This window comes from Pseudoalteromonas sp. S1610, from assembly GCF_005887465.1.
GTDB lineage: Bacteria > Pseudomonadota > Gammaproteobacteria > Enterobacterales > Alteromonadaceae > Pseudoalteromonas > Pseudoalteromonas undina.
The window spans coordinates 234,902-261,698 of the sequence record NZ_PNDI01000010.1 but is presented as its reverse complement, the minus strand read 5'-3'; the positions used below and the strand labels follow the sequence as shown (position 1 = coordinate 261,698).

Below are 26,797 nucleotides of genomic sequence, written 5' to 3'. Positions count from 1 at the left end.
AATAAAGCAAAGGAAATAACAATGCTAAAAACTAGCTTAGCGATAGCAATTGGGCTTTCAAGCTCACTTGCATTTGCGCAATCAGCAATTACTGTTGAAGACATTCCAAAAGTAAAATCGGTAATACAAACAACCGTTAGCCCCGATGGCGACAGTGTTGCATTTACCCGTTCGTTACCTCGCACGCTTTACGTTGATGAAAATGGTAGTAATTACAGTGAGCTTTACGTTGTTGACGATAAAGGTGTTGAGCGCCCTTTTATTACCGGTTCAGTTAATATTAAAAGCCTACAATGGTCAAACGACAGCAAAACAATTTACTTTTTAGCGAAATTAAAAGACGACAAATATACTTCGCTTTACCAAATACCTGTTGATGGCGGCCAAGCACAAGCGGTTATGTCATTAAAAGACACATCTATTTCAAGCTATCAGTTAAGTCCTGATAACAAGCAAGTCGCTATTTTAGCAATGCCAGCTGCTGATAAGTCAGAAAAAGAACTTAAAAAACTTGGCTTTAAAGCAGAAGTGTACGAGCAAGGCCTTAAAAACAAGCAGCTTTTTATTGTAGATTTAGCTAAAGCCGACAAGCCACTTACCCCTACCGCACTCAATGTTGATAACTACGTGAGTGACGTTAATTGGGCTGCGAATGGTGAAAAGCTTCTGGTTAAAACTCAACCTACTGCACTAATTGATGATAAATACACAAAATCGATGTGGCACTTGTTTGATATTGCCAGCAACAAAGTCACCTTATCGTTTAAAACTGAAGGTAAGCTAGGCGATGCCGAGCTTTCGCATGACGGTAAATACATTGCTATTTTAGGTGCTGAAGATAAGCACGACCCTGCAACTGGCCGCTTATTTATTGCCGATACTAAAACCGCCGAAATCACTGAATGGTTACCTAACTTTATGGGCCACGTTGTTGACTTTGAATGGTCGCATAAACGTAACACGCTTAACTTTATTGCCAATGTTGGCACAGAAAGTTTTGTTGCAAGCATTAAAACCGGCTCTAACAAATACAAAAAGCTAGTAAAAGAAGGTAAATTTATTGCCTCTCAGCTAAGTGTTTCTGATTCAGATAAAACCCTAGCACTTCGTGGTAACACGGCAAAACACCCTAACGAAGTCTTTATTGTGCGCAGTAACAAGGCAAAACGTTTAACTGATTCAAACAGCTGGTTAAACGACAAACGCTTTGCTAAACAAGAAACAATTACCCTTAAAGCGCGTGACGGTGTAGAGCTTGATGGTGTTCTAGTTTACCCACTCGATTATGAAAAAGGCACACGCTACCCACTAATTATGTCGGTACACGGTGGCCCTGAAAGTCATGATAAAAACGGCTGGGTAACTAACTACTCGCGCCCTGGTCAAATGGGTGCTGCACGTGGTTATGCGGTATTTTACCCTAACTACCGAGGTTCAACAGGTAAAGGCGTAGATTACTCTAAACTGGGTCAAAACGATTACGCAGGTAAAGAGTTTGACGACTTAGTTGACTTTAAAAATCACCTTGTTGATTTAGGATTAGTTGATACTAAACGCGTGGGTATTACCGGTGGTTCTTACGGCGGTTATGCATCAGCCTGGGGCGCTACAAAGCTAACCGAGCACTTTGCTGCCAGCGTTATGTTTGTGGGTGTCACTAATCAGCTATCTAAATTTGGTACTACTGATATTTCAAACGAAATGAACCTAGTTCATGCGCGTTCATACCCATGGGATAAATGGCAATGGTACCTAGAGCGCAGCCCAATTTACTGGGCGGGTCAATCTGAAACGCCACTGCTTATTATGCATGGTAAAGACGATCCTCGCGTTCACCCTGCACAATCTATGGAACTTTACCGTTACATGAAAGTGCAAGGTAAAGATGTTCGCCTTGTTTACTACCCAGGCGAAGGCCATGGTAACCGTAAAGTAGCGGCACAGTACGATTACAGCTTGCGTTTAATGCGTTGGATGGACAACTACTTAATGGAAGGCAAAAAAGACATGCCTGCATTTGAAATTGACCATGCAGCTAAATTAAAAGCAGTGAAAGACGCTAACAAATAAGTATTAGCTTAATACCAAAGGCCAACATAAATATGTTGGCCTTTTTGTTTGTAATGTCAGGCATGCTTAGTGGCAAAGCGCTGCTTATGTTACACTCTGACTAATTACTCTGAAAACTGCTAATCACACTATTGCCATGTCAAACCCTGCTAGCTGCTTTACCACTTTTAATGAAAATATAGATAACCTTGCACTGCCTGAGCAGTTTACGTTTCCCTTTTATTATAAAACTCATCCGCTGGCCGTTGCCGCTGCAAAACAATTACAACAACAATTAAAAAAGCTAGATAAGGCTATTTTAGATACAGATGATATTGATGCCGGTAAAATGTTTGGCGTATTGATTGTTCAAGATGAGTCGCAACAGCTAGGCTTTATTAGCGCCTATTCGGGGCAAATAGCGGGGATAGATGAGCAACTGCATTTTGCGCCAAATGTGGCACTTAAACATATAGACGATGCAGAATTTAGTCAGCAGAGCCAAGTGATTAACGATATTAATGCGCAAATTACAGCCTTGCAAAACAGTGATAATTATCAACAAATTGAGCAACAGTTAGTGACTGCTCGCCAACACTATGAGCAACAACTTATCGCCAAGCAGCAAGCGATGCAAGTAACTCGAAAACAGCGAAAACAGCAACGGCAAGCCGCCGGCGAACAACTCAATAATGATGAGTTTGAAAAACTGAAGAACCAATTAGCTGGGCAGAGCATTGTTGAGAAAAAACAACTACAAGCATTAAAGCAACAGTGGCAAACACGCATTGCAGCGCTTGAACAAGCACAACTCACAATAGATGATGAAATTAACGGATTAAAAAAACGCCGTAAAGTACTCTCTAAAAATTTACAAAAAAAGCTATTCGCTCAATACCAGTTTTTAAATGCAAACGGCGAAGTGACCGATTTGAATGCAATTTTTGCCAAACTGCCCGAGCACACACCGCCTTCAGGCGCGGGAGATTGTGCCGCGCCAAAATTATTACAATATGCTTATAAACATAATTTAAAGCCCCTGGCTATGGCCGAATTTTGGTGGGGCGCACCGCCTAAGTCGGCAATAAGACATCATTTACATTATTACCCTTCGTGCTACAGCAAATGCCAGCCTATTTTAGGACATATGCTAGAGGGGTTAAATGTTGAAGACAACCCGCTCTTGGTCAACCCTGCACAGGGTAAAGACCTAACGATTGTTTATCAAGACGATGATTTGTTAGTGATAAATAAACCTGCTGAATTTTTATCTGTGCCAGGCATTAATATTGACGATTCGGTATATGTGCGAATCAAAACTCAGTTCCCACACGCTTCGGGGCCACTTATTGTACACCGATTAGACATGTCGACTTCAGGGCTGTTAATGATTGCGTTAAATAAACGGGTGCATAAAGCACTGCAAAAACAGTTTATAGAGCGTAGTGTAGAAAAACGTTATGTTGCTTTAGTGGCGGGTAATATTGCTGCTGAGAGTGGCAGCATAGAGCTGCCTTTAGTGCTTGATTTTGATGATAAGCCACGGCAAATGGTGTGTTACAAAACAGGGAAGCCGTCATTAACAACATGGCAGGTACTGGAACGTAAAAATAATACCACCCGCTTACAACTCTACCCAAAAACAGGACGCACTCATCAATTGCGTGTTCACTGTGCCCACCACTTAGGATTAAATACACCTATTGTGGGCGACACACACTACGGTGAAAAGGCAGATCGACTACATTTGCATGCCGAGTATTTAGCTTTTACCCATCCTATTAGTCATGAACGATTAGAATTTGAAGTAGCCGCTGATTTTTAAATCAGCGCTGCTTTTAGTCGAATCGGATTCCAAAACAGTGCCATTTTTTCATATTGCAAAGTAGGTAACTTTTACCGTTGCAATATAGAAAAAATTACCTGCATTATGCAAAGCCACAATCCAAACAATATAAATATCTATAAAATTCATACTGTTAAAAATTGGCATTAGCTTTGCTTTTATTATTGTACGTATTTGTTACAGCAACTTAACTTGATTGAAAGCGCCAAAAAGTGCTTTTAGTTACACACAGTAAATGGCTTGCTAACCGCTTACTGTGTACAACAGAACTTCCTACACTCCCTGTGTACTTTATTGGTTATAGGCTAACGCTTATAACCATTTTTTTTTGCTTATTATTCAACAGTAAATTTTACGTCTTGATCGCGTAATAAATAAAGCGCAAAACACGCAGCCCACATCGGCCATGCTGCAAAAAACAGTAAATTATTAAAGCCATCAATATACTGGTTGTAAGAAGACAGCGTTGATAGTCCATGCATTATAAAAATAACACCGTAAGTAATACGTTTTTTAAAACCGACTAAAAATGCTATTACTAATAATAATTGCAGTGCACCTAAAATATAAGCAATAGTATCGGTAGAGCCACTGATCCCATAAAAATGTTCAAAAATACGGGCGCTATGTCCCGGATTTACAAATTTATCCAGTGTCCACATTACCATAACTATGAAAACCCCTAATCGCAGCGATAAAAGCGACCATTGCAAACGAGTTTGTACATCTGTATTGATTGAATCTGTCATAAAATTTCCTTAAAAAAGATATAAATAAACTAATTGGCAAGTAAGACCGTATAAGCGTATTTTTATTTTCAATTAATTAAAATTAAACCTAAACTGATCTTAAGTTGAGTTATTTAAAGGTACTATTATTTAAGCGCTAAGATAAAAAATAAAAATATTAGCAATTGATTGAAAGATATTTTTATCTGTCTTGGTCTTTTGTGTACGTCAACATATAACAATAGAGAAACACGATTTGAAATACACGTATTTAGCTTTAACCCTCGCCCCCCTATTAAATGTAGCTTTAGCTGCTCAGGCTAATGAAACAACTAGCTCTGACCCCATTGAGCGAATTGAGGTGGCAGGTCAAGCGCTTAAATCTAAAAACCTCTCTATTAAAAACACCACAGTAAACGGCCCTTTTGGCGACAACCTGGCTTTGCAAGACATAGCCCGCTCTGTGACCCCTATTTCTAAAGAGCTAATTGAGCAACTTAACATAACAACATTGCACGATGTTCTGGCAGTAAGTCCTAATACATACGCTGCAAGTGGTTTTGGTGCACCAAGTTTACCGACGATCCGCGGCCAGTTAGGTGAGTTATTTCAAGATGGTACTCGACGCCAAGCGGGTAATAATGGTTTTGGTGTGCCGTTGTCGTTTAATGCGATAGAACAAATCGATGTGGTTAAAGGCGCACCACCTGTATTGTTTGGTTCAAGCCAACGTAACGGTGGCTTTGTAAACTTACACTCTAAAACAGCCTCAACTGATCAGCGTAAAGGCAATGTGAAGGTGTCTGCAGGAAGTTGGGATAAGTATAGTGCCCAAGTAGATTACAACGCACCGATTGTTGAGGATAAAATTGGCTTACGTGTTAGCTATGAGCATATTGATCAGGGTAGTTATTATGACTACTCAGCCACACAAAGTGATAGCTTGTTTGCGGCATTAAAAATTTTACCGGATGACAAAAGCAGTTGGGACATTAACTTTGAACTGTACCAAACAGAATTTACCGATAACGCTGGTATAAACCGCCCAACCCAAGCGCTTATCGATCATAATCTGTATATTACTGGTCAAGGGTTACAAGCGAATGGCAGCACAGTTCCTAGCGCAGGGTCTATTATATCGCCTACAGGACAAGTCAAAATAGACACCAGCCGTGTGCTTACCGATCCTGATAATCTCAATCAAGCAACCACTTATTTAGTTCACAGTATTTATAAGCGCGCACTGTCTGATGTAATGTCGATTAAAAACATTAGTTACTTTCAACATTTGCAGCGCGAAGAAATAGCACAAAATAGTTTTGTTGAAATAATTGATGGCGCCGATACCGCACAAAACCGCACTGAACTTACGTATCAATGGAGCGATGAGCAGCAAACCTTATTTGCTGTTGATGTTCGTTATAATAAAGTATTGGGTTACAGCCAGTTTACTACTGAAGCCGACACTCCTATTGACTTAACCGGCCCACTTTCAAACCGCCGCATTCCATTAACTGATGCACAAAAGGCACGTTTGGTAGAGCTACGCCCCGGTGTATATGTGTCCCCTGGTGGCCAGTACGATATTAACAATGATGGCAGTGGTGATTTTAATTTATCAGACACTACAGATTCACGCTCATGGCAAACCGGCATTGCCATTCAACAAGACTCACAATGGACTGACAGCTTACGCACCAGTGCTGGCTATCGTGTTGATTACTATGATGTAGAAGCAAATGACCCGATTGCACCTCAAGGGCAAATAGCCGCTAGTGATAGCATTAACGATACACTGCAATCAGCGCAGCTGAGCGTTAATTACTCAGTAAATGACGATTTAACCACTTATGCGGCAGCAAGTTATAACGAAGCCACCTCTAACAGCATGGCCGGCGGTAATACGTTAGGTGGTGACAATACAATTAGCGCACAAAATTTTGCTACGGAAAATACTTTAGTCGAGTTTGGCGTGAAATATGCGCCAACACAAAGCGACTGGTATGCAGATGCTGCTGTATTTAGCCAACGCCGCAGCTTACGTAATCGCGATGGTAGCAATACTGGTATTCGTACGACCGGATTCGAAAGCCAAGTATTTTACGACGCTTACCCTTACTGGGTAAGCGCAGGCTACAGTTACATTGATGCCCGTTATGATAACTCTGCGACAGGTCAAGACTCAGCTCAAATAGCCGATGCGTTTGATAATTCGCGTCCCGATATTATTGCGGGTAACAGCATTGGCGCACCAAGTTACACAGCTTTTTCGCCCTCAAACCGTCAAGTACAAGGGATCCCAGAGCAATCATTAAGCTTAAATGCTAACTATACAATAACTTCTCAGTGGCAAGCTGGATTTTCTGCCCTGTATACTAAAAGCTACCCATTGGATTTTTTAGCTACCGTATACATTCGCGATCAGCACACCTTAAATGTTAATACCAGCTATGCGTTTACTTCTGCAACTAAATTGAGGCTTGATGTAAATAATATTACCGATCAGCAAAACTGGCGTCCTGTATTTGAAGGTGGCTATTTTGGCGCGACACTCGCGTTCCCAGAATTACCAATTAACGCTAAGCTCACACTTACCCATAACTTTTAAACCGTTTGAGAGATAACATGTTAAAAAAATTAAGTTTGTTATTACTGGCGGCGATTGGTGTCGGTTTATTCTTTTTTTATGACCTAAACCAGCTCCTTACCCTCGACGGGCTAAAAGGGTCAATGGCACAATTTGATCAGTACAAAGCTCAATCACCGCTTTTGGTGATCGGAGGGTTCTTTTTACTTTATATATTAGTGACCGCGCTATCACTGCCCGGTGCAGCCATTTTAACGCTAGCCGCTGGTGCATTATTTGGTTTGGCGCAAGGGCTATTAGTTGCCTCGTTTGCCTCAAGCATTGGTGCTACGTTAGCATTTTTAGTGTCACGTTATTTATTGCGCGATACCATAAAAAAACGCTTTCCTGAACGTTTAGCCGCTATAGATACTGGGGTTGAAAAAGAAGGCGCATTTTACTTATTTACGCTGCGCTTAGTGCCTGTTTTTCCGTTCTTTTTAATTAATTTATTAATGGGTTTAACCGCTATTAAGTCATGGACTTTTTACTGGGTAAGCCAAATAGGAATGCTGGCGGGTACCTTTGTATTTGTGAACGCGGGTACTCAATTAGCACAAATAGATAGCTTATCGGGTATTTTATCGCTGGATTTAATTTTATCGTTTGCGTTATTAGGGGTATTCCCGTTAATTGCAAAAACCCTGATAAATGCAATAAAAAAGCGCCGTGTTTATAAAAACTATACTAAACCCAAAACATACGATCGCAACATGATTGTTATTGGTGCGGGCGCAGGCGGCTTAGTCACCAGCTATATTGCAGCAGCAGTTAAAGCCAAAGTTACCTTAATTGAAGCCGGCGAAATGGGCGGCGACTGCTTAAACACTGGCTGTGTACCTAGTAAAGCTATTATTAAAAGTGCAAAAGTAGCCCAGCAAATGCGCCAAGCTGAAAAATATGGGCTACAAAGCACGACACCGCAGTTTTCGTTTAAAAAAATAATGGCACGTGTACAGCAAGTGATTGCCGATATAGCCCCACACGACAGTGTTGAGCGCTACACAAACTTAGGCGTAGAAGTAATTAAAGGCTACGCCAAACTTATCGACCCGTGGACGGTGGAAATTAACTTAAATGATGGCGGCACGCAAACACTCACTGCCCGCACTATTGTTATTGCCACTGGCGCACGCCCATTTGTACCGCCACTTCCGGGTATCGAAGAAACCGGCTATGTAACCAGTGATACGTTATGGAGCAAATTTGCTGAGCTTGAAGAAGCCCCTAAAAAGCTTGTTGTACTTGGCGGTGGTCCAATTGGTAGCGAACTTGCACAAAGTTTTGCCCGTTTAGGCTCAAGCGTTACGCAAATTGAAATGGCTGAACGCATTATGATCAAAGAAGACTTAGAGGTGTCTAAATTTGCTCACGAAGCGCTAACGCAAAGCGGCGTAAACATTTTAACCTCACACCAAGCGCTGCGCTGTGAAGCACGCGAGGGTAAAAAGTACCTCGTGGTGAAACATAACGATAATGAAATCGATATTGAATATGATGAGCTACTATGTGCTGTAGGGCGAACCGCTCGTCTTAAAGGTTACGGCCTTGAAGAACTAGGTATTGAAACGAGCCGCACTGTAGTCACAAATGAATACCTTGAAACACTCTATCCTAATATTTTTGCAGCGGGCGATATTGTAGGCCCGTATCAGTTTACACACGTAGCTGCTCATCAGGGCTGGTACGCAGCAGTAAATGGCTTATTTGGTAACCTTAAAAAGTTTAAAGTGGATTACCGTGTCATTCCGTGGACCACATTTATTGACCCTGAAGTAGCACGGGTGGGCATAAATGAACAAGAAGCGATTGAAAAAGGCATAGACTATGAAATCACCCGCTTTGAATTTGAAGAGCTAGATCGCGCCATTACCGAAAGCGCTAACAATGGTTTTATTAAAGTGATCACCCCTAAAGGTAAAGACAAAATCCTCGGTGTCACTGTGGTATCTGAACACGCTGGCGATTTAATTGCTGAGTTTGTGTTAGCCATGAAACACGGTTTAGGACTTAATAAAATATTGGGCACCATTCACAGCTACCCAACATGGGCTGAAGGTAACAAATATGTGGCGGGCGAATGGAAACGTGCTCATGCTCCTGAAAAGGTACTTAACTTGCTGGAAAAATACCACGCCTGGCGCAGAGGCTAATATGTTTAAAACACCTTTAAAAGCGCTATTATTAGGTTCTGCTTTGCTTGCAACATCGTTTGCAAGCAAAGCTCAAAATATGCATGACAGCTGGAATGCATTATTAAACAAGCATGTTGTAGCTATTAATCATGGTCACAGCACTGAGGTTAATTACTCAGCAATAAAAGCTAAGCGCAGCGAACTTAAAGCTTATTTAGATTCGTTATCGGCTGTTACGCAAAATGAGTTTGATACATGGGAAAAACCTAAGCAGCTGGCGTTTTTAATCAACGCGTATAACGCCTTTACTGTTGAGCTGATATTAACAAAATACCCAGATCTTAAATCAATTAAAGAGTTAGGCAGTTTTTTTAGCTCACCGTGGAGCAAAGAGTTTGTGCCATTACTTGATAAAACTCGCAGCCTTGATGATATAGAACATAATTTAATTCGTGGCAGTGGTAAGTACAACGACCCACGTATTCACTTTGCTGTAAATTGTGCCAGTATTGGCTGCCCAGCACTACGTGAAGAAGCCTACACAGCCACTGATTTAGAAAGCCAATTGCAAGAGCAAACGATGCGTTTTTTATCAGACATGACTCGAAATATAGCGCAAGATAACACGCTAACTATGTCTTCAATATTTAAGTGGTACGGCGATGATTTTGAACAAGGCTTTAAAGGCGCAAATACGCTACAGCAGTTTTTTATGCAATACCCTAAAGCACTAAAGCTGACACCCGCTCAGCAAAAAGCACTTAAAAATAACAATATGAAAGTTAAGTTTTTAGACTACAACTGGGATTTAAATGCTCGCCAATAAATTTTGGCAAACATTATCGCGATACAGCTTATGTTGTGTCGCGTTTTGTATTTGCCTTATTTTTAGTTTTAAAAGCCTAGCAAATACACAATTACAAAGCCGTTGGCAGCAAGTTGAAAGCTCAGGTAAAGACCAAAGCGTATATTTTTATGCTTGGGGCGGTGATGCGCAAATAAATGCCTATATTCAGTGGGCGGCTGAGCAAGTAAAAGCTAAATATAACATTGAGTTAGTGCATGTAAAGCTCAGCGACACCAGCGAGGCCGTTAGCCGCGTACTCGCAGAAAAATCAGCAAATAATCACACTCAAGGCAGTGTCGATTTAATTTGGATCAATGGGGCTAACTTTGCAGCTATGAGTAAGCACGGGCTTTTACTAAAAGACTGGGCTGATAAATTGCCTAATTTTATTTACACCAATCCAGAAAACAATCCCAGCGTGTTGTTTGATTTTGGTTTACCCACTCAAGGAATGGAAGCCCCTTGGGGGCAGGCATCACTGACTTTTTATTACGATACGCTAGCAACGAGCTCTCCTCCTCAAACCCTAAATAAGTTATTGAGCTGGAGTAAAGCAAACCCAGGCCGATTTAGTTACCCCAAACCCCCTGACTTTTTAGGGATGAGCTTTTTAAAATATGCATTAGTGGTATTACACCAACATAGCGATGCAATGCTACAAGCAAAACTAAATCAACCAGCTAATGATAAAAACAAAGCCCAAGTACTTGATCCGTTGTGGACGTTTCTAAATAAATTGCACCCTAATCTGTGGCGCAATGGCGAATACTTCATGCAAAGCGGTGTACAAATGCGCCGCTTAATAGACGATACCGAGCTTAGTATTGGCTTTACTTTTTCGGCACCAGAAGTACCGGCTGCGGTAAAGCGCTATGATTTACCAAAAAGTATAAGAAGTTATGCAATGGCCGATGGTAGCTTAAGTAACACTCACTTTGTCGCTATTTCTTATAATGCAAGCCACCAGCAAAGTGCGCAATTAGTGGCTGACTTTTTATTAAGCCCCGCAGCGCAAGCGCATAAACAAAAAACTGCTATATGGGGTGACAAAACGGTATTAATTCAAACGAGCTTAAGCGCAGAGCAGCAGGGCTTATTTAAAACCGTACAGCCGCATCCTAGCGCACTGCCTCTAAATAGTGTTAAACGTACACTCAGTGAGCCACATCCGAGCTGGGTGGAGGCAATTAATGCTGGCTGGGAAACCCGTTATGGAACAAGCCAATGAGTAAGGTACTCCATTCAGCTGATTTATTCTCACGCCTAGTCAAAGTAACCCCTTACTGTTTGCTGGCACTGTTAACAATACCTGTATTAGGCGGCCTAATGGGGGTAATGTTGCCTGCCTTTGGCTGGGCGCCTGCCTTGAATAAAACCAACATGAGTTTGGCTGGGTTTAATGTTTTATGGGATACACCGGGGCTTTCACAAATGATAGGCCTGAGCATACGCACTGGACTAATTAGTACATTAATAGCGTTTGCGCTCATGATTATTATGCTGGCTGCATTTTTTAATAGTGTATGGCTAAAACGAATTGAATACGTATTGAGTCCCATACTGGTTATTCCCCACGCTGCAGCGGCAATTGCGGTCAGTTTTTTAATCGCGCCATCGGGATTATTTACGCGCTTATTTTCGCCTTGGTTAACGGGCTGGCAATTAGCTCCTGAGGGCTCATTACCTTATGACGCTTTTGGCTGGAGCATTATTATTGGGCTTGTACTTAAAGAGCTGCCTTTTTTATTACTCATTGCATTGGGTATTTTAGCACAGCCTGAACTTGGCAAAAAGCTACGAATGCAGCATCAAATTGCCATTAATTTAGGTTATTACCCCATGGTGGCATTTTTTAAAGTGGTGCTACCTAATTTATACCCACTGTTACGTTTGCCCATTTTTGCAGTACTTGCTTATGCTAGTGCGAGCGTTGAGATGCCACTGATACTTGGGCCAAATACGCCCCCTACTTTAGCCGTTGCTATCATGCATTGGTTTAACGATGTAGATTTAACCCTGCGCATAAAGGCCTCAGCGGGTGCTCTGTTACAATTAGCGATCACTGTTGGACTACTGCTAATTTGGCTATTGCTTGAAAAAATCAGTGCCATGATTTTTAGTCAGTCACTCATCAACGGCCGACGCCATTATGCTCACCAACTTTTTCGTGCTTTTACTTATATCGTTACTTATGTAATTTTAGTCTTCATTGCAGCTGCGTTAATTGGATTAGTACTTTGGTCAGTGGCTGGCTATTGGCGTTTTCCGGATACCTTACCTTCAAGTTTGGTATTACTACACTTTGAAAATGCCTTTACACACATTCACACTCCTTTATTTAATACCTTAGTGGTTGGCGTGGTTAGCTCAGGTTTTGCCACTATTTTGGTGTTACTATGTTTAGAAGCAGAGCAAATCACGGCTAAACCTTTGGCGAAGTGGGCACTGTTAATTATATACCTGCCGTTGTTGGTACCCAGTATCGCCTTTTTATTTGGTATTGTGTGGCTACAGCAATTGCTAAATAGTCAGCATGCTTTTTTTAATGTGATATTTGTACACTTGCTGTTTGTTTTACCCTATGTTTTTTTATCTATTGCCGATAGTTACAGGCGTTTAGACCCAAGATTAGCGCGGGTTGCTGCAAGCTTAGGCTCAAGCCCATGGAAGGTGTTTATACAAGTTAAATTGCCACAACTATTTGCGCCTATTTTAATTGCGATGGCGCTGGGGTTGGCAATAAGTTTTGGCCAGTATTTATCAACCCAGTTAGCAGGGGGTGGCCGAATAGCCACCATAACCACCGAAGCCGTAACACTTGCCAATGGTGCAAGTAGGCGAACCAGTGCTGTGTATGCAATACTGCAAATGGGCTTACCTCTTCTCGGCTTTATACTGGCATGGGGACTACCTAGGTATGTTTTTAATAACAAGCAAGCATAATATGAATACATCAAAGGGCGTTTAATGCAGCCATCATTACAAATTAAAAATTGTCAGCTTTATCGTCAAAACGAGTTGTTACTGAGCTTGAATGAACAGGTTAAAGGTGGTGAAATTCTTACTATTATGGGGCCATCAGGGAGCGGTAAATCTAGCTTATTAAATTGGCTTACTGGCGCATTACCTCCGGGTTTTAATGCGACTGGCGAGGTGTGGCTAAATGATACTAATATTAGTTCCTTGCCCAGCCATTTACGCCATGTTGCTGTGCTATATCAAGACCCATTACTATTCTCGCATCTATCTGTTGGCGGTAATATTAGCTTTGCCATGCCAAAAATGGATAAAACACAACGCCAGCAGCAAATAGATGAAGCACTTACACAAGTTGGGCTAAAAGGAATGGCCAAGCGCCATCCTGACACTCTCTCCGGTGGGCAGCAAGCCCGTGTTGCTTTACTGCGACTATTACTGAGTAAACCCAAAGCGATTTTACTCGATGAACCCTTTAGTAAGCTTGATCTGCAATTACGTATTGAAACCCGTCAGCTGGTGTTTTCACAAATTAGGGAATATCAGTTACCCGCCATTATGGTCACCCATGATGAAAGTGACGCAATAGCCACAAATGGCAAAATCATCAATCTAAACGTACAAAGTGATATAAATGTTAGATAAATTTATTACCCCACTTATAAAACCGGTGCTTATTCCGTGCGTAAAACAGCTGCACAAAAAAGGAGTGAGTGCCGATCAGTTAACCTTAATAGGTTTTTTAATTGGCTTACTAGCTGTGCCACTAATTATTTTTGAATATTGGTATGGCGCATTAGCTGTAATTTGTATTAACCGCATTTTTGATGGTCTTGATGGCGCACTCGCGCGTTATGCTCAGAGCAGTTCAAGCGCTGGGGGATATTTAGACATTACTCTGGATTTTTTATTTTATGCGCTTATTCCTTTTGCATTTATTTTAACCAACCCTGAGCAAAATGCACTTGCTGGGTCACTATTGCTTGTGACTTTTATAGGCACCGGCTCAAGCTTTTTAGCTTTTGCTATAGCCGCTGAAAAATTTAAACTCGATAAACCGCAATTTAAATACAAAAGTTTTTACTACTTAAATGGCTTAACCGAAGGCACAGAAACCATTGCCTTATTTATTGCCTTTTGTATTTGGCCGCAGTATTTTTCAATTCTTGCTGTTTTATTTGCTATAGCCTGCGCGATAACTATTTTCACCCGTATATATGGAGGTTATTACACCTTAAAACAGCAAGAAACCGCACTCAACGAGGTAAACCATGAGTCATGAAGTATATTGGCGGCTAGGCTTCTTTTTTAGCGTACTAGCAATAATGATGCTGCTTGAATGGCAAAAGCCTGCACGCCAATCAACTATTAAAAATAGGTCACGCTGGTTTGCTAATTTTGGATTAACCTTTACTTCTACCCTGCTTGCACGCTTTACAGTGCCGGTTGGATTAACTGCGGTTGCTGCTTATTATCAGCAGCATGGAATTGGGCTATTTAATCAACTCAATGTCTCACCACTCATTGCAGTGATACTCAGCTTACTTTTGCTTGATTTAATTATTTACTGGCAGCATCGGCTTTTTCATCAGGTGCCTATTTTGTGGCGTTTGCACCGCGTACACCACGCTGATGCACATATTGATACCAGTACCGGTCTGCGATTTCATCCTATTGAAATTGTACTCAGCATACTTATAAAATTGATTGCCGTTACTGCTTTGGGTGTACCTGCTATTGCAGTATTAATATTTGAAATTGCACTCAATGGGTTAGCACTGTTTAATCATGCGAATATTCGCTTACCCAACTCTATTGAAAAGCCGCTGCGTTTAGTGCTTGTAACTCAAGTACTGCATCGTATTCATCATAGCCAAAACCCCGAAGAAACAAACAGTAACTTTGGCTTTAGTGTAACTTGGTGGGATAGACTTTTTGGCAGCTATAAATCACAGGCAAGTCAGCCTGATAAAAATATTGCACTTGGTTTAAGCCAATACCCAAACCCCAAACAAAATTCATCCTTGTGGCAATTGTTAATAATGCCATTTAAAAAATAGCAATACAGCTAATGAAAACATCCATGTACACCTTTTAAACCTCTATTTATAACATTACTTAGGCGTTTAACCGTTCCTGTTAACAAAAACACCCCGTTAAAAGTAAACCAGTTGTAAATTATTTAAACAAATTCTTGACCCAGTTGAGAATCCCCCATATTATTTGTAAGCGCTTACATTTACCACACAGAAAAATGTAAGCGCTTACAAAAATGAAAAAATCAACAAATACACTATATTCTGACAATAATCAGTTGAACGGGGTTCAGTTATGAACATTGAAACAACACGCATTACTCGCCTTTTGGCTGCTATTTCATTAGCATCTTTGGCGGGTTGTGGTGGTGACGCAGCGACCACTACTACCGATATTGAAAAAGTAAACCCTACTGAACCAGTCTCAGACTGGCGTATGGTATGGAGCGATGAGTTTGACAGCACTAGTATTGATACTAACAAGTGGAACTTTGAATTAAACTGCGCTGGCGGTGGTAACAACGAAAAACAATGTTACACCGACAGTGAGGAAAATGCCTTCATTAAAGACGGTGTACTAAATATAGTCGCCTTACCTGCAGAAGAAGGTGCAGAAAAACCATACACGTCAGCCCGTTTAAACACCCGCTACAACGCCGACTTTACTTATGGCCGTTTTGAAATGCGTGCAAAGTTGCCTTCTGGTCAAGGTAGCTGGCCCGCATTTTGGATGATGCCAACCGATGAAGTATATGGCACTTGGCCGCGCTCTGGCGAAATTGATATTTTAGAAGCGGTTAATTTAAAAACAGTCGCTGAAGATGGCACCGTTGAAGCAAATATTCATGGCACACTTCACTATGGTCGTGAGTGGCCAAATAACTCAAGTTCAGGCAAAGCTTATGCCTTACCTGAAGGTATGAACCCAGCAGATGACTTTCATACTTATGCAATCGAATGGCAAGAGGGAGAAATTCGCTGGTACGTAGACGGCTATTTATACGCTACACAACGTCGCTCTGAAGTACGTTACAACTCTAAAGATGAGCCTGTTGGTCTTAAACATAAAGGTTGGTTTGCTGAATACTTTGAACAAGGTAACGGCGAACTTACCACTCACTGGGATAATGCCCCATTTGATAAAGACTTTTACCTTATATTAAACCATGCTGTTGGTGGCGATTGGCCTGAAAATGTAAACAATTTAGGTATTGATGCAGCTGCATTTGCAGAAGGTCAAAGCTTTGAGATTGATTATGTTCGTGTGTACGAATGTGCCTCAGATCCGGCCACTGGTAAAGGTTGTGAAACAGTACGTCCAGGTTACGATAGCCTAGACGATGCACTTGTAGAAGGTAAAGCCCCTGTACCTACTCCGCCAAGTGATGGTGTTGCAAAGAATCTTGATATTTTTGATGGCAGCTTAAATGCCAACTGGATCGCATGGGATTGTTGTGGTGGAACAACACCTGAAACAATTACTGACGCTGACAAAGGCGATGTAATTAAGTTTAACATTAACGATAATAACGGGACTGTGCTTGGGTTTTCTACTCGAGGCGGTCACTTCCCTGATGATTTTACCGGCACTTCATCTCCGTTTGATGCATCACTTCTTCTTGATCTAAATGGTCGACTAACTTTTGATATGAAAGTGGTAACCCCGCCAACATCAGATACTACATGGCTATTGAAAGCCGAAGCGGGCGATGGTGGTCCTAATACCGGCGATGTAGCCCTTAGCGATAGTAATGAAGGTGTTACTCCTGTTACTGGTCAATGGCAAACTTACACCTTCCCACTTTCTTTACTACAAGAAAGAGGCTTAGATTTAAGTGCCATTGATGTATTAATGGTATTCCCAGCATGGCAAACAGGTGCAGGCGCTGAATATTTAATTACCAATGTGGCTATTGAAGGCGATGTAGGTGAATCACCATCAGTAGATTTATTTACTGACGAGCAAAACTTAGATTGGCCGATGTGGGATTGTTGTGGCGGCTCTACTCCATCAGAAGTTATGGACGATGCAGAACACGGCTTAACTGCAGAATTCACTATTGGCGAAGCCCCCACTGTAATGGGCTTTAATACTCGTTCATCTGCTGGTGGTAGCGACACTCCATTTGATGCAACCAGCATTTTAGAAAATGGTGTACTACAGTTTGATGTGAAAGTGATGTCAAACCCAAATAACCCAGATGCAACTTGGTTAATGAAAATTGAATCTAATGAGGGTGATACCGCAGTAGAATTACCATTAACAGATGCTGGCGATGCACCTGTTGTAGGTGAGTGGAAAACTTATACCTTTACATTCGCTGACTTAGCGGGCGCAGGTTTAGATGTTAGTGCCATTGATGTAGTGATGATATTCCCAGCATGGGGCACAGGTGAAGGTGCAGTTTACCGTGTTGATAACGCTAAAATGTACGATCCTAGTGCATCAGCAGGCGATGAAATCACTATTTTCCAAGATACTGCTGCAGATATGTGGAGTATTTGGGACTGTTGTGGTGGCTCTACACCGACTGAAGAAACTGACGATGCTGATCACGGCACAGTGGCTGAGTTTGTTATTGGTGCTACACCAACAGTAATGGGCTTTTTAGCGGACGACGGTATCTCTTTTGATGCATCAGCAATATTAGCCAATGGTGTTGTGCAATTTGAAATGAAAATGGTGACACCACCAAATGACCCTGACTCAGTATGGACATTTAAAATTGAGTCAACAGGTGCAGCAACGGCGGTAGAGCTTCCTCTTGCACAAAGCGTTGAAGGTGAAGTACCTGTTATTGGACAGTGGCAAACATACACGTTTACGTTGCAATCATTATTTGATGCAGGTTTAGACATTAGCGACATCAATGTACTGATGATGTTCCCAGCGTGGGGAACAGGTGAAGCTGCAGTTTACCGTATAGACAACGTGGTTATCGCTAACCCATAAACCCTAATTCAGTGGTAGGTACTAAATTACAAGTACCTACTTACCGTAATAAATTAAGTAAAAGCAGAGCAATTATGAACACAAATAAGTTTAAAAAAAGCCCACTAGCGGCTTCTGTGTCACTTATCATCGCTGCAAGCACATTTAACTTCGCTTACGCTGCGCAAGAAAATACTGCCGAACCTGAACTAGAAGTTATTGAAGTAAAAGGTATTCGTGGCTCACTCATTCGTTCAATGGATGTAAAACGTGACGCATCAGGCGTGGTCGATGCCATTTCTGCTGAAGAAATGGGTAAATTTCCAGATACTAACTTAGCTGAATCACTACAGCGTATAACCGGTGTATCGGTGAGTCGTTCAAACGGTGAAGGTAGCCAAATTACCGTACGTGGTTTTGGCCCATCATTTAACCTTGTAACACTTAACGGCCGTCAAATGGCGGGCACAGGCTTTACACGCTCATTTAACTTTGAGAACTTATCATCGGAGGGTGTAAGCTCACTTGAAGTTATGAAAACAGCGCGTGCAGATACACCAACAGGTGGCCTTGGTGCAACTGTAAATATTGTTACCGCTAAACCTCTACAGAAGCCGGGTCAACGATTTTCATTAATGGCTAAAGGTATTCACGATACATCGGTAGAAGAAGGTGATGAGGTTACTCCTGAAGTAGCAGGTATTTACAGCAACACGTTTGCTGACGAAATGTTTGGTTTTTCAGCTAACTTTTCTTACCACCGTCGTGATTTTCAGCGCCAAGCAGCCAATGTGCGCTCTTGGTTAGTCAACCCTAACCTATCGGTTGATGCTGAAAACATAATTGATAACCGCCCAATGGATGCTGATGGCAATCCAGCGAAGCAGTTTTTCGACCCTAACGCTGGGGAGAGTGGTGAATTTGTATCTGCCGCTTTCTTCCCACAAGAAGTCAGCTTTGCAAAAGACGACATTCAGCGTGAACGTTTAAACGCGCAAGCCACTTTTCAGTTTGCACCAACAGATAACTTAACGTTTACACTAGATCACACAATCTCAAATGCAACAACGGGTAATAACTCGTTATCGTGGGGTATTTGGAATGGGTCGTTTGGCGGCAATGGTAATGCCTATGAGCTAGATGAAAACGGCACCGCTATTTACTATAACTCAGCTGGCGATGACGCATCATTCACTGCATTTCGTGAAACCTCAGAAGTAGACTCAAAAGCAACTGGTATTAATGTTGAATGGTTAGCAACAGACAATCTAAGTTTTAACTTTGATGCCCATACTTCAAAAACCACTACAGATAACGGTAAAGATCCAGGCTTGAACTCTAATGCCCGTATTATTTTGGGCTCAGCCGATCTCTCGACTAAAGAATACTTTTTCCGCGAAGGCGATGTGCCCGGTTTCAATATTAATTGGAACAATGGCACACAAGAAGTGAGTCCAAATCAAATTGGTTCTAACTTCAGTATTTTTACCAGAACACCGGGTGAGTCAGAAGTTTCTCAAGTGCAATTAGATGGTAAGTTATTTACTTATACAGACATTGGTCTTGAGACTGTAAAATTTGGTGCGGCTTACACTAAACAAACACTTAGTGGTTGGGGTGGTTCTAATAACGCCAATGCACCAGGCTTTAACAACGGTACATTCGCTGAAATTTTTCCGGATGCGATGTTCGAAAGAGTTGATTTAAGCGGATTCCTTGATGAGTTTTCATTTGGTCCTAACGGCGTAGCCCCTGGTTATGCTTACACTTATGACCTTGATGAAGCATTTGCTCGCCAAAGCGCTTACTTAACCGAAGATGTTATTGGCAGTGATTATTACCGAATTGGTAGCTTTGATAACTTCCCAACTAACGAAGTTGAAGAAGAAACCATCAGTGTGTATCTCTCTAGTAATTGGGTATTTGACGTTAGCGACTACGAAGTATTTGTAAATTTAGGTCTTCGTTATGAAGAAACTGATATTGTCAGCCCAGCTAAAAGCCGTGTAGCGGAACAAGTGTACTGGGCTGGTGGTTCAGAGTGGTTAACTCAATTTGCCGCTGGTGGCGAATTAGTTGAAGTAGACTATGAAGGCCAATACGACTTACTACTTCCTATGATTGATATTAAAGTCGATCTTACGGATGACCTAGTGACCCGCGCCTCATGGGGTCAAACAATCACCAGACCAACACTCGGTGATATGTTAGGTAACTTGGCTTTAACACCTTCACCTAAATTAAATTCAAGAAGTGGTAGCCGTGGTAATCCAAACTTAGAACCATTTAAATCAACGAACTTAGATTTAAGTCTTGAGTATTACTACAGCGAAGGCAGCTACGCTGCTATTGGTCTATTTTGGAAAGACGTAGATAATTGGATTGATAACACGCAGGTTAAAACAACATTTGAAGGCTTACACGATGTGTATTTAGGTCAGCGTTGGAACAACGCAGTAGCCGCCATTGAAGGTCGTGGCGATCAAGCAACTGACACTGCAATTTACAATGAAATTGTAGCTAATGGTGTGGGTATTGGCGAAAACAACCGTATCTTACCAGACCCAGCAACCGACCCGCTAATTGAATGGACTATTAATTCACCTGAAAACGTTGGCTCACGTAAAGTGAACGGCTTTGAATTTGCTGTTCAGCACTTGTTTGGCGACTCGGGCTTTGGTGCGGGCTTCAATGCCACCGTTGTTGATGGTGATGTTGAGTACGATAACTACTACCTTGCCTCTCAAGCGGTATTGGCTGGCCTAAGTGACTCTGCAAACCTACAAGGCTTTTATGAAAAAGATGGCTTATCGGTAAAAATTACCGGTGCATGGCGTGATGAGTACTTAATTGCCCAGGGTTTACCTGATTCAGGTGCTACGGCTCCGCCACAATATGCTGAAGAGTACTTGCAGTGGGATATTAGTGTTAACTACGAAGTTAACGAAAGCACAACGGTATTCTTTGAAGGTGTGAACTTAACTAACGAAACCGAGCGTTCATTTAGCCGTTTCGAAAGCCAGTTCTTAAGCGCGGCTCAATACGGTCCTCGTTATGCCTTTGGCGTTAGATACTCTATGGGCAATTAATGCATTGCCCAAATACAGTTTTTGATTACCCCTTATAGTTGAAAAGTCAAAGCCGCTCATTGAGCGGCTTTTTTTATAACTGTTTAATTTTTTCTAATAGCTTATCGGTTGTCCAATCAATATCGTTATAGGCAATATCGGGTTTATAATAATCGCCCTTTCCTCTTGCTCTATTCACATACACTTTATTAGGCACTATCACTTTACCTAAACCTGAGGGTAACTCAGCTAATCGAACATCCATATACAATGAGTCAGCACTACTTGGCGCGCCAAATAACTGAGTATTTGTAAATTGCTTAAATACATCAATGGCATCAAGACACGCACTTGCACACTGTGGCGGTACAATAACAAGAACCTGTGTTTTAAAGTCACTCACTGGTACCGTACTTTCGCTTAGGTTTGATTTACTTTGCTTTTCTTCGATGTAAAATGGCTTATTTTTTTCAAGTGACTGCGCCATACCTGCTGCTATTTCTTTAATCAATTCATGAACTTCAGGTTGATCTTTTACCACGTCAATTAACGATTTTACATAGTTAGTATTGTCTTTTGACGCTCTCCACCAAACCCGGCTATTTTGTGAGTAGCTATCCATTTTTTGTTCAACAACCTGCTCACCCCACAACGCTTTTGCAAGCGTTAAGCTCCAATACGACGAGCCACCTTGGTTATGACGAAGATCTAAAACCACCGTTTTTGCACTGAGTAACTTGGAACGTTGACTCGTCACCTTCTTATAAAGGTTATTGTAATCTTTAGTTTGCTTATCGTTATTTGCAAAACTAGGCATAGCAATCCACGCAGTGTTTTGTGCAGGCCAAGTTAAATCGGTTGCAAGCTCATCCCCATTATAGGCGTGTGTTAAATGCTTAGTTACGCTCTGTGGCTGAACAGACCAATCAAGGGTTTTACTGTAGGATTGTCCATTGGCTTTAACAAATTGACATTCTTTTAGAGGTGTTAAAAATGGGTTGCCCTCATCAACAAGTAACCGCCAACCTTGCTGCCACCAATGCCCAGGCTGTGTAACCTGTCCATGAAACTTAAACACTCTTTGTCGCATTAACGTCTCTGTACTTTGCCCATCGCAACCAGTTATCACGTCGCCTTTATTTATATTATCTGTTTCACTGTAATACACTTTTAGTGCATCACCCCGCCAAACTGCACGAAAACCAGGCCAGCGACGAGCAGGTCGTTCAACACGTGAAAACACACCAGCATGACCATCTTGTAGCACAGTACTAAAACGCGCTATTGCCGCAACATGAACCTGTGGCCCGCTCGCTTTAGCAGACAGTGCAAGTGCTTCTGCTTTTGCTTGCTTTAATAGCTCAGGAAAGACTGGATTGTTAAGATCAAACATACCGGGATGGTTTTTTGCCGAAATACTGTAAGCAGCTTCAATATCACGATCAGTAACACTGCGCCATTGCTCTGGTGTTTGAGGAGTAACTGCTAATTCTGCCATGCTCAAGGTAGGCGTAATTAATAAAGCACTCAATAAAGTACGGCTAACTATTTTTGTTTTTATGTTCATGAAAATCCATTTTAGCTTAGGTTATATAATTACTGTAAACTCATCTGGTGGAACTAAAAATATCTTAAATCCAATAAGTATCAGCAAATTTTTTTACAGCAATAACTTAGCAACAATAAAAGCAGCTAACAATGAGTAAAATGTAAAATGAACTGGCTTTAAATTAAGAGCAACAGCTTACTTAGCGGTTTGTTCAATTTTGATTTGCAGTAGTGTTATGCGGGCGTTGAGTTTTCTAAAGGTATACTGTGAATAGAAAAAGTTTAAAAAGAAAGCAGCAAAACCTGAACAAGCAAGCCCTATCAATGGGCTGAAATAAAACATTAACAACAAAACAATAACAGCCATCGCTATCGTAAGTCCCAAATAATGAGATGCACTAAATAACTTTCGGTTATTTTTTTCAAGCTGAACTATGTGAGAATCTATATCCATTAAAAATCTCCTTTTAACAAACCAACGTTAACTATCTTGAGCTTTAGGTAGCTACATAAGCAGCATCTAAAGAAGTCCATTTACTCCACTGCGCCTTTGTTAATCGATATAACTGTACGGCACGACCGTGAAATTCATGATTGCTATAATCTGTAAAGCCAATTTTCTTTGCTACTCTCAATGACGCAATATGCTCAGGTTCAATAATAACAACAACGGATTGATGAGTAGTTTGCGTAAACACATACTTTAAAACACCTTTAGCCGCTTCGCATGCTAACCCTTTATTCCAAAAATCGACCGCTAATCGATACCCTAAATTAGGCTCTTCGTTACCCGCGATATTTTGTGGAGAAATACCACAAAATCCAATGAGTAAATCGCTGTTTTTATCTATTAGTGCCCATGGGCCCAAACCATATGAATCGTAGCATTGTAAACACCACTTTATAAATTCACCAGTTGCGGCTTCATCGCACACACCACGAATTGAGTATTTCATCACTTCATCGTCACTAAGAATTTCACTTAATGCCGGCACATCATCAATTGAGAATGGCCGGATAACCAACCTTTGGGTTTCACAAATTTTCACTCAAACCTTCTTGTAATTACAGCTAAAAACTTTCAAAAAACCAAGTAATTAAGGTAGGTCTCTCAGTTATTTAGTTCTTTTTATGTTTTGAATGCCACATAAAGTATCCAAATAATATGCCTACTAAAGGAAATATTATTAAAGATGAAATGATTCCATCAAAAAAATCTTGCTCACCTGTAAGGTGCATGATTAATTGAAATAAAATAGCTGTAGGAATTCCCCAGCCTAAAGGACCTCTTAGTAAAATAAAACGTAATTTAGTATCGTTTATATTCATGAGTCTTCCTTAATTTATAAGCCCAAATAATGAGCTAAAATCAACACAATGCTGATGTATTTCTTAGATTGACAAGCCTAACGTTTAAAAAAATGATAGGCACTAGTGATTGTTTTAAATTAATGCTATTGAAAAAACACTTAACCAACTTAATTGAATACCATAGGAGATACGTTGATAGGTACCAGGTTTACTTTGTAGTTTTATTGCTTTAGCCATAGCAAACAGATAATAAAATGTAGCGATAACAGAAACAATTGAAAAAACACGAAAGTATAGAGAGGTAACTTCTGTGGTTGGACTAATAGCTATTAATATTGGTGCTACAACCAGCGAAAGTAACATAATAAAACCAGCCCAAGAATGTACCTTGCAGCTAAAAGTTGGATGTTTAGTAAATGGGTCAGCATCCATAGGAAAATAACCCGCAACCCAGGTACCAATACCATGCACTATAACTAACCAACCAGCAATATTAACCAATATAGAAACATTAGCCAATTGCGCCAAATACCAGCCAAAAAAGCAAAATAGAAAACCTAAAGGATAATTATTAATTAGCGGTGACAGTTTTTCAGTTGGGCTTCCTGTTGCACCTAATTCACTACAAAATTGTTTAGAATGGCTGTAACCTTTATAAAACCGACTTGCTACATAAACACCAATGAATATCCATAATGTGGCTATTAACCCTGAATAAATCGCAATCGTTTCAAACATCACCATAATCCTTTTTGTGATTAATTCACTAAAGCCTTTTTAAACACAGAGGAGAAAATGAGCCGGCTTCGAGTGACGAGCTGTGAGCTTGTACAAACAGCCCTGAGCTAGAACCTTTAATCTACTTTTTCAACCCAGCGCCCTATTACCCTCTTTGTGCATGATTCACTGAGGTTTTATTTCGCCTCATTAATAAATCATTTCTTTATTATTATAATTAACCACTAATCAAATGCTATCAGTATTAGTTTTAAAAAAAACAAAGCGCTACAACAATGCAGCGCTTTCATTACTTATAGGTTGTTTGTTTAAACTAAAACGCCTTATTAAAAGAAGCCAAGGGGATCTTCGCTGTAACTTACTAATAAGTTTTTAGTTTGTTGGTAATGATCGAGAGCGAGTTTGTGCGTTTCGCGGCCTATACCAGACTTTTTATAACCGCCAAACGCAGCGTGTGCTGGGTACATATGGTAACAGTTGGTCCATACGCGACCGGCTTCTATTTTGCGACCAAAGTGATAAGCGCGGTTCATATTACGGCTCCATACACCTGCGCCTAAACCAAATTCTGAGCTGTTAGCCAATTCGAGCGCTTCGGCTTCGTCTTTAAAGGTCGACATTGAAATAACGGGACCAAAAATTTCTTCTTGGAACACGCGCATATCGTTAGTGCCTTTTAATAAAGTAGGTTGAATGTAATAGCCACCATTTAGCTCATCGCTAAGTTGCTCAACATGACCGCCACTGAGTACTTCAGCACCTTCTTGTTTGCCAATATCAATGTAACTTAAAATTTTATCAAACTGTGCTTTAGAGGCTTGCGCACCTACCATGGTTTCGCTGTCTAGCGGGTTACCGCGTTTAATTTGCTTGGTACGTTTTAAAATGCGTTCTATAAATTGCTCATAAATATCTTCTTGAATGAACAAGCGTGATGGACAAGTACATACTTCACCTTGGTTAAAGTAGGCAAGAATGGCGCCCTCAATTGCTTTATCTAGGTATGAGTCGTCTTTTTCCATAACATCGTTAAAGAAGATATTAGGTGATTTTCCCCCAAGTTCTACCGTTGAAGGAATAATATTTTCAGCTGCGCATTTTAAAATATGTGAACCCACAGGGGTTGAGCCTGTAAAGGCAATTTTAGCTATACGCGTATTAGTTGCCAGTGCTTCACCGGCTTCTTTACCAAAGCCATTTACTACGTTTAGCACGCCGCCGGGTAGTAAATCACCAATAATTTCCATTAATACTAATATTGAGGCGGGTGTTTGCTCAGCAGGTTTAAGTACCACACAGTTACCAGCTGCAAGTGCAGGTGCTAGTTTCCATGCAGCCATTAAAATTGGAAAGTTCCACGGAATAATTTGCCCTACAACACCTAATGGTTCATGAAAATGATACGCCACCGTGGTTTCGTCTATTTCACCAATACTGCCATCTTGAGCACGCAAGCAACCGGCAAAGTAACGAAAGTGGTCCGCAGCAAGTGGAATATCCGCGGCGAGGGTTTCGCGAATGGCTTTACCGTTATCCCATGTTTCGGCCACTGCAAGTAGCTCTAGATTTTGTTCAATGCGATCAGCAATTTTTAATAAAATATTACTGCGCTCGGTAACTGAGGTTGTGCCCCACTGCGTTTTTACGGCATGCGCTTTATCAAGCGCCAAATTAATATCGTCTTTGTCAGAGCGGGGAATTTTACAAAACACTTTGCCATTTACAGGGCTAATATTCTCAAAGTATTGGCCATTAACGGGTTCAACCCACTCGCCGCCAATATAGTTACCATACTGCTGTTTAAATGTGATGAGTGCGTCTGCTGTGCCTGGATTTGCGTAAATCATATGTGTGTTCTCTTGTTGTTGTTAGCTAAAAGTCTAAGCCGAAATACCAGCAACTTGTTAGAGTAATGTAGCTAGTTGCTTTATATTTAATCGGTATTGATTGACATTAG

General features: G+C 41.0%; 19 protein-coding genes. 12 read left to right on the top strand and 7 right to left on the bottom strand.

The genetic code is table 11. From position 1 onward, the window contains the following. Positions 1-21 precede the first annotated feature (21 nt). Positions 22-2,070: a S9 family peptidase gene (locus tag CWB77_RS05885; RefSeq protein WP_055011477.1), complete on the top strand. Its 2,049-nt coding sequence runs from the start codon at positions 22-24 to the stop codon at positions 2,068-2,070. A 136-nt stretch (positions 2,071-2,206) separates the two neighbouring features. Then, positions 2,207-3,874, top strand: coding sequence for an RluA family pseudouridine synthase (locus CWB77_RS05880; protein ID WP_138621793.1), 1,668 nt, complete (start codon positions 2,207-2,209; stop codon positions 3,872-3,874). 356 nt (positions 3,875-4,230) lie between these two features. Here CWB77_RS05880 and CWB77_RS05875 read toward each other — a convergent pair whose 3' ends face one another. Next, positions 4,231-4,644: a hypothetical protein gene (locus CWB77_RS05875; RefSeq protein ID WP_138621791.1), complete on the bottom strand. Its 414-nt coding sequence runs from the start codon at positions 4,642-4,644 to the stop codon at positions 4,231-4,233. Between the two features lie 235 nt (positions 4,645-4,879). Here CWB77_RS05875 and CWB77_RS05870 point away from each other — a divergent pair, with 235 nt between their 5' ends. From CWB77_RS05870 to CWB77_RS05825, 10 genes are all read left to right on the top strand, one after another. After that, complete coding sequence (locus CWB77_RS05870) at positions 4,880-7,231, top strand: TonB-dependent receptor (RefSeq protein ID WP_138621789.1); 2,352 nt, start codon at positions 4,880-4,882, stop codon at positions 7,229-7,231. A gap of 17 nt (positions 7,232-7,248) precedes the next feature. Beyond that, positions 7,249-9,402: a dihydrolipoyl dehydrogenase family protein gene (locus CWB77_RS05865; RefSeq protein WP_138621787.1), complete on the top strand. Its 2,154-nt coding sequence runs from the start codon at positions 7,249-7,251 to the stop codon at positions 9,400-9,402. 1 nt (position 9,403) lies between these two features. Then, positions 9,404-10,210 carry a DUF547 domain-containing protein gene (locus tag CWB77_RS05860; RefSeq protein ID WP_138621785.1) on the top strand — a complete coding sequence of 269 codons (807 nt, stop codon included), beginning with the start codon at positions 9,404-9,406 and terminating at the stop codon, positions 10,208-10,210. Then, positions 10,197-11,459, top strand: a complete 1,263-nt coding sequence (locus CWB77_RS05855) for an ABC transporter substrate-binding protein (protein ID WP_138621782.1) — start codon at positions 10,197-10,199, stop codon at positions 11,457-11,459. Before CWB77_RS05860 ends, CWB77_RS05855 begins: the two co-directional genes overlap by 14 nt. Continuing rightward, complete coding sequence (locus CWB77_RS05850; RefSeq protein WP_138621780.1) at positions 11,456-13,174, top strand: ABC transporter permease; 1,719 nt, start codon at positions 11,456-11,458, stop codon at positions 13,172-13,174. The genes CWB77_RS05855 and CWB77_RS05850 overlap by 4 nt, the downstream gene beginning before the upstream one ends. Positions 13,175-13,198: 24 nt before the next feature. After that, positions 13,199-13,852: an ATP-binding cassette domain-containing protein gene (locus CWB77_RS05845; RefSeq protein ID WP_138621778.1), complete on the top strand. Its 654-nt coding sequence runs from the start codon at positions 13,199-13,201 to the stop codon at positions 13,850-13,852. Beyond that, the gene (locus tag CWB77_RS05840) at positions 13,842-14,489 is read left to right on the top strand and encodes a CDP-alcohol phosphatidyltransferase family protein (protein WP_010389273.1); all 648 of its coding nucleotides are present in this window, start codon (positions 13,842-13,844) and stop codon (positions 14,487-14,489) included. The genes CWB77_RS05845 and CWB77_RS05840 overlap by 11 nt, the downstream gene beginning before the upstream one ends. Next, positions 14,479-15,267 carry a sterol desaturase family protein gene (locus CWB77_RS05835; protein ID WP_138569908.1) on the top strand — a complete coding sequence of 263 codons (789 nt, stop codon included), beginning with the start codon at positions 14,479-14,481 and terminating at the stop codon, positions 15,265-15,267. The genes CWB77_RS05840 and CWB77_RS05835 overlap by 11 nt, the downstream gene beginning before the upstream one ends. Positions 15,268-15,538: 271 nt before the next feature. Next, a complete protein-coding gene (locus CWB77_RS05830; RefSeq protein WP_138621776.1) occupies positions 15,539-18,196 on the top strand; it encodes a glycoside hydrolase family 16 protein in 2,658 nt (885 codons plus the stop codon). A 74-nt stretch (positions 18,197-18,270) separates the two neighbouring features. Then, complete coding sequence (locus CWB77_RS05825) at positions 18,271-21,264, top strand: TonB-dependent receptor (RefSeq protein WP_138621774.1); 2,994 nt, start codon at positions 18,271-18,273, stop codon at positions 21,262-21,264. Positions 21,265-21,337: 73 nt separating this feature from the next. Here CWB77_RS05825 and CWB77_RS05820 read toward each other — a convergent pair whose 3' ends face one another. From CWB77_RS05820 to exaC, 6 genes are all read right to left on the bottom strand, one after another. Next, on the bottom strand, positions 21,338-22,810 hold the full coding sequence (locus CWB77_RS05820; protein WP_138621772.1) for a S41 family peptidase: 1,473 nt from the start codon (positions 22,808-22,810) through the stop codon (positions 21,338-21,340). Positions 22,811-22,987: 177 nt separating this feature from the next. After that, the gene (locus CWB77_RS05815; RefSeq protein ID WP_138621770.1) at positions 22,988-23,245 is read right to left on the bottom strand and encodes a hypothetical protein; all 258 of its coding nucleotides are present in this window, start codon (positions 23,243-23,245) and stop codon (positions 22,988-22,990) included. 43 nt (positions 23,246-23,288) lie between these two features. Next, positions 23,289-23,840, bottom strand: coding sequence for a GNAT family N-acetyltransferase (locus CWB77_RS05810; protein ID WP_138621768.1), 552 nt, complete (start codon positions 23,838-23,840; stop codon positions 23,289-23,291). 70 nt (positions 23,841-23,910) lie between these two features. After that, positions 23,911-24,120 (bottom strand): hypothetical protein, encoded by a 210-nt coding sequence (locus tag CWB77_RS05805; protein ID WP_054201355.1) that lies wholly within the window; start codon positions 24,118-24,120, stop codon positions 23,911-23,913. Between the two features lie 114 nt (positions 24,121-24,234). Further along, entirely contained in the window at positions 24,235-24,840 is a 606-nt protein-coding gene (locus tag CWB77_RS05800) for a DUF998 domain-containing protein (RefSeq protein ID WP_109875142.1), read from the bottom strand. A gap of 326 nt (positions 24,841-25,166) precedes the next feature. Then, entirely contained in the window at positions 25,167-26,687 is a 1,521-nt protein-coding gene (gene exaC, locus CWB77_RS05795; RefSeq protein ID WP_010389285.1) for an acetaldehyde dehydrogenase ExaC, read from the bottom strand. Positions 26,688-26,797: the final 110 nt, after the last annotated feature.

Excerpts from the sequence above, each read along its gene's own strand:
- CWB77_RS05885 (WP_055011477.1), top strand. The coding sequence starts at position 22 with ATGCTAAAAACTAGCTTAGCGATAGCAATTGGGCTTTCAAGCTCACTT.
- CWB77_RS05880 (WP_138621793.1), top strand. The coding sequence starts at position 2,207 with ATGTCAAACCCTGCTAGCTGCTTTACCACTTTTAATGAAAATATAGAT.
- CWB77_RS05875 (WP_138621791.1), bottom strand. The coding sequence starts at position 4,644 with ATGACAGATTCAATCAATACAGATGTACAAACTCGTTTGCAATGGTCG.
- CWB77_RS05865 (WP_138621787.1), top strand. The coding sequence starts at position 7,249 with ATGTTAAAAAAATTAAGTTTGTTATTACTGGCGGCGATTGGTGTCGGT.
- CWB77_RS05860 (WP_138621785.1), top strand. The coding sequence starts at position 9,404 with ATGTTTAAAACACCTTTAAAAGCGCTATTATTAGGTTCTGCTTTGCTT.
- CWB77_RS05855 (WP_138621782.1), top strand. The coding sequence starts at position 10,197 with ATGCTCGCCAATAAATTTTGGCAAACATTATCGCGATACAGCTTATGT.
- CWB77_RS05850 (WP_138621780.1), top strand. The coding sequence starts at position 11,456 with ATGAGTAAGGTACTCCATTCAGCTGATTTATTCTCACGCCTAGTCAAA.
- CWB77_RS05845 (WP_138621778.1), top strand. The coding sequence starts at position 13,199 with ATGCAGCCATCATTACAAATTAAAAATTGTCAGCTTTATCGTCAAAAC.
- CWB77_RS05840 (WP_010389273.1), top strand. The coding sequence starts at position 13,842 with ATGTTAGATAAATTTATTACCCCACTTATAAAACCGGTGCTTATTCCG.
- CWB77_RS05835 (WP_138569908.1), top strand. The coding sequence starts at position 14,479 with ATGAGTCATGAAGTATATTGGCGGCTAGGCTTCTTTTTTAGCGTACTA.
- CWB77_RS05830 (WP_138621776.1), top strand. The coding sequence starts at position 15,539 with ATGAACATTGAAACAACACGCATTACTCGCCTTTTGGCTGCTATTTCA.
- CWB77_RS05825 (WP_138621774.1), top strand. The coding sequence starts at position 18,271 with ATGAACACAAATAAGTTTAAAAAAAGCCCACTAGCGGCTTCTGTGTCA.
- CWB77_RS05820 (WP_138621772.1), bottom strand. The coding sequence starts at position 22,810 with ATGAACATAAAAACAAAAATAGTTAGCCGTACTTTATTGAGTGCTTTA.
- CWB77_RS05815 (WP_138621770.1), bottom strand. The coding sequence starts at position 23,245 with ATGGATATAGATTCTCACATAGTTCAGCTTGAAAAAAATAACCGAAAG.
- CWB77_RS05805 (WP_054201355.1), bottom strand. The coding sequence starts at position 24,120 with ATGAATATAAACGATACTAAATTACGTTTTATTTTACTAAGAGGTCCT.
- CWB77_RS05800 (WP_109875142.1), bottom strand. The coding sequence starts at position 24,840 with ATGTTTGAAACGATTGCGATTTATTCAGGGTTAATAGCCACATTATGG.
- exaC (WP_010389285.1), bottom strand. The coding sequence starts at position 26,687 with ATGATTTACGCAAATCCAGGCACAGCAGACGCACTCATCACATTTAAA.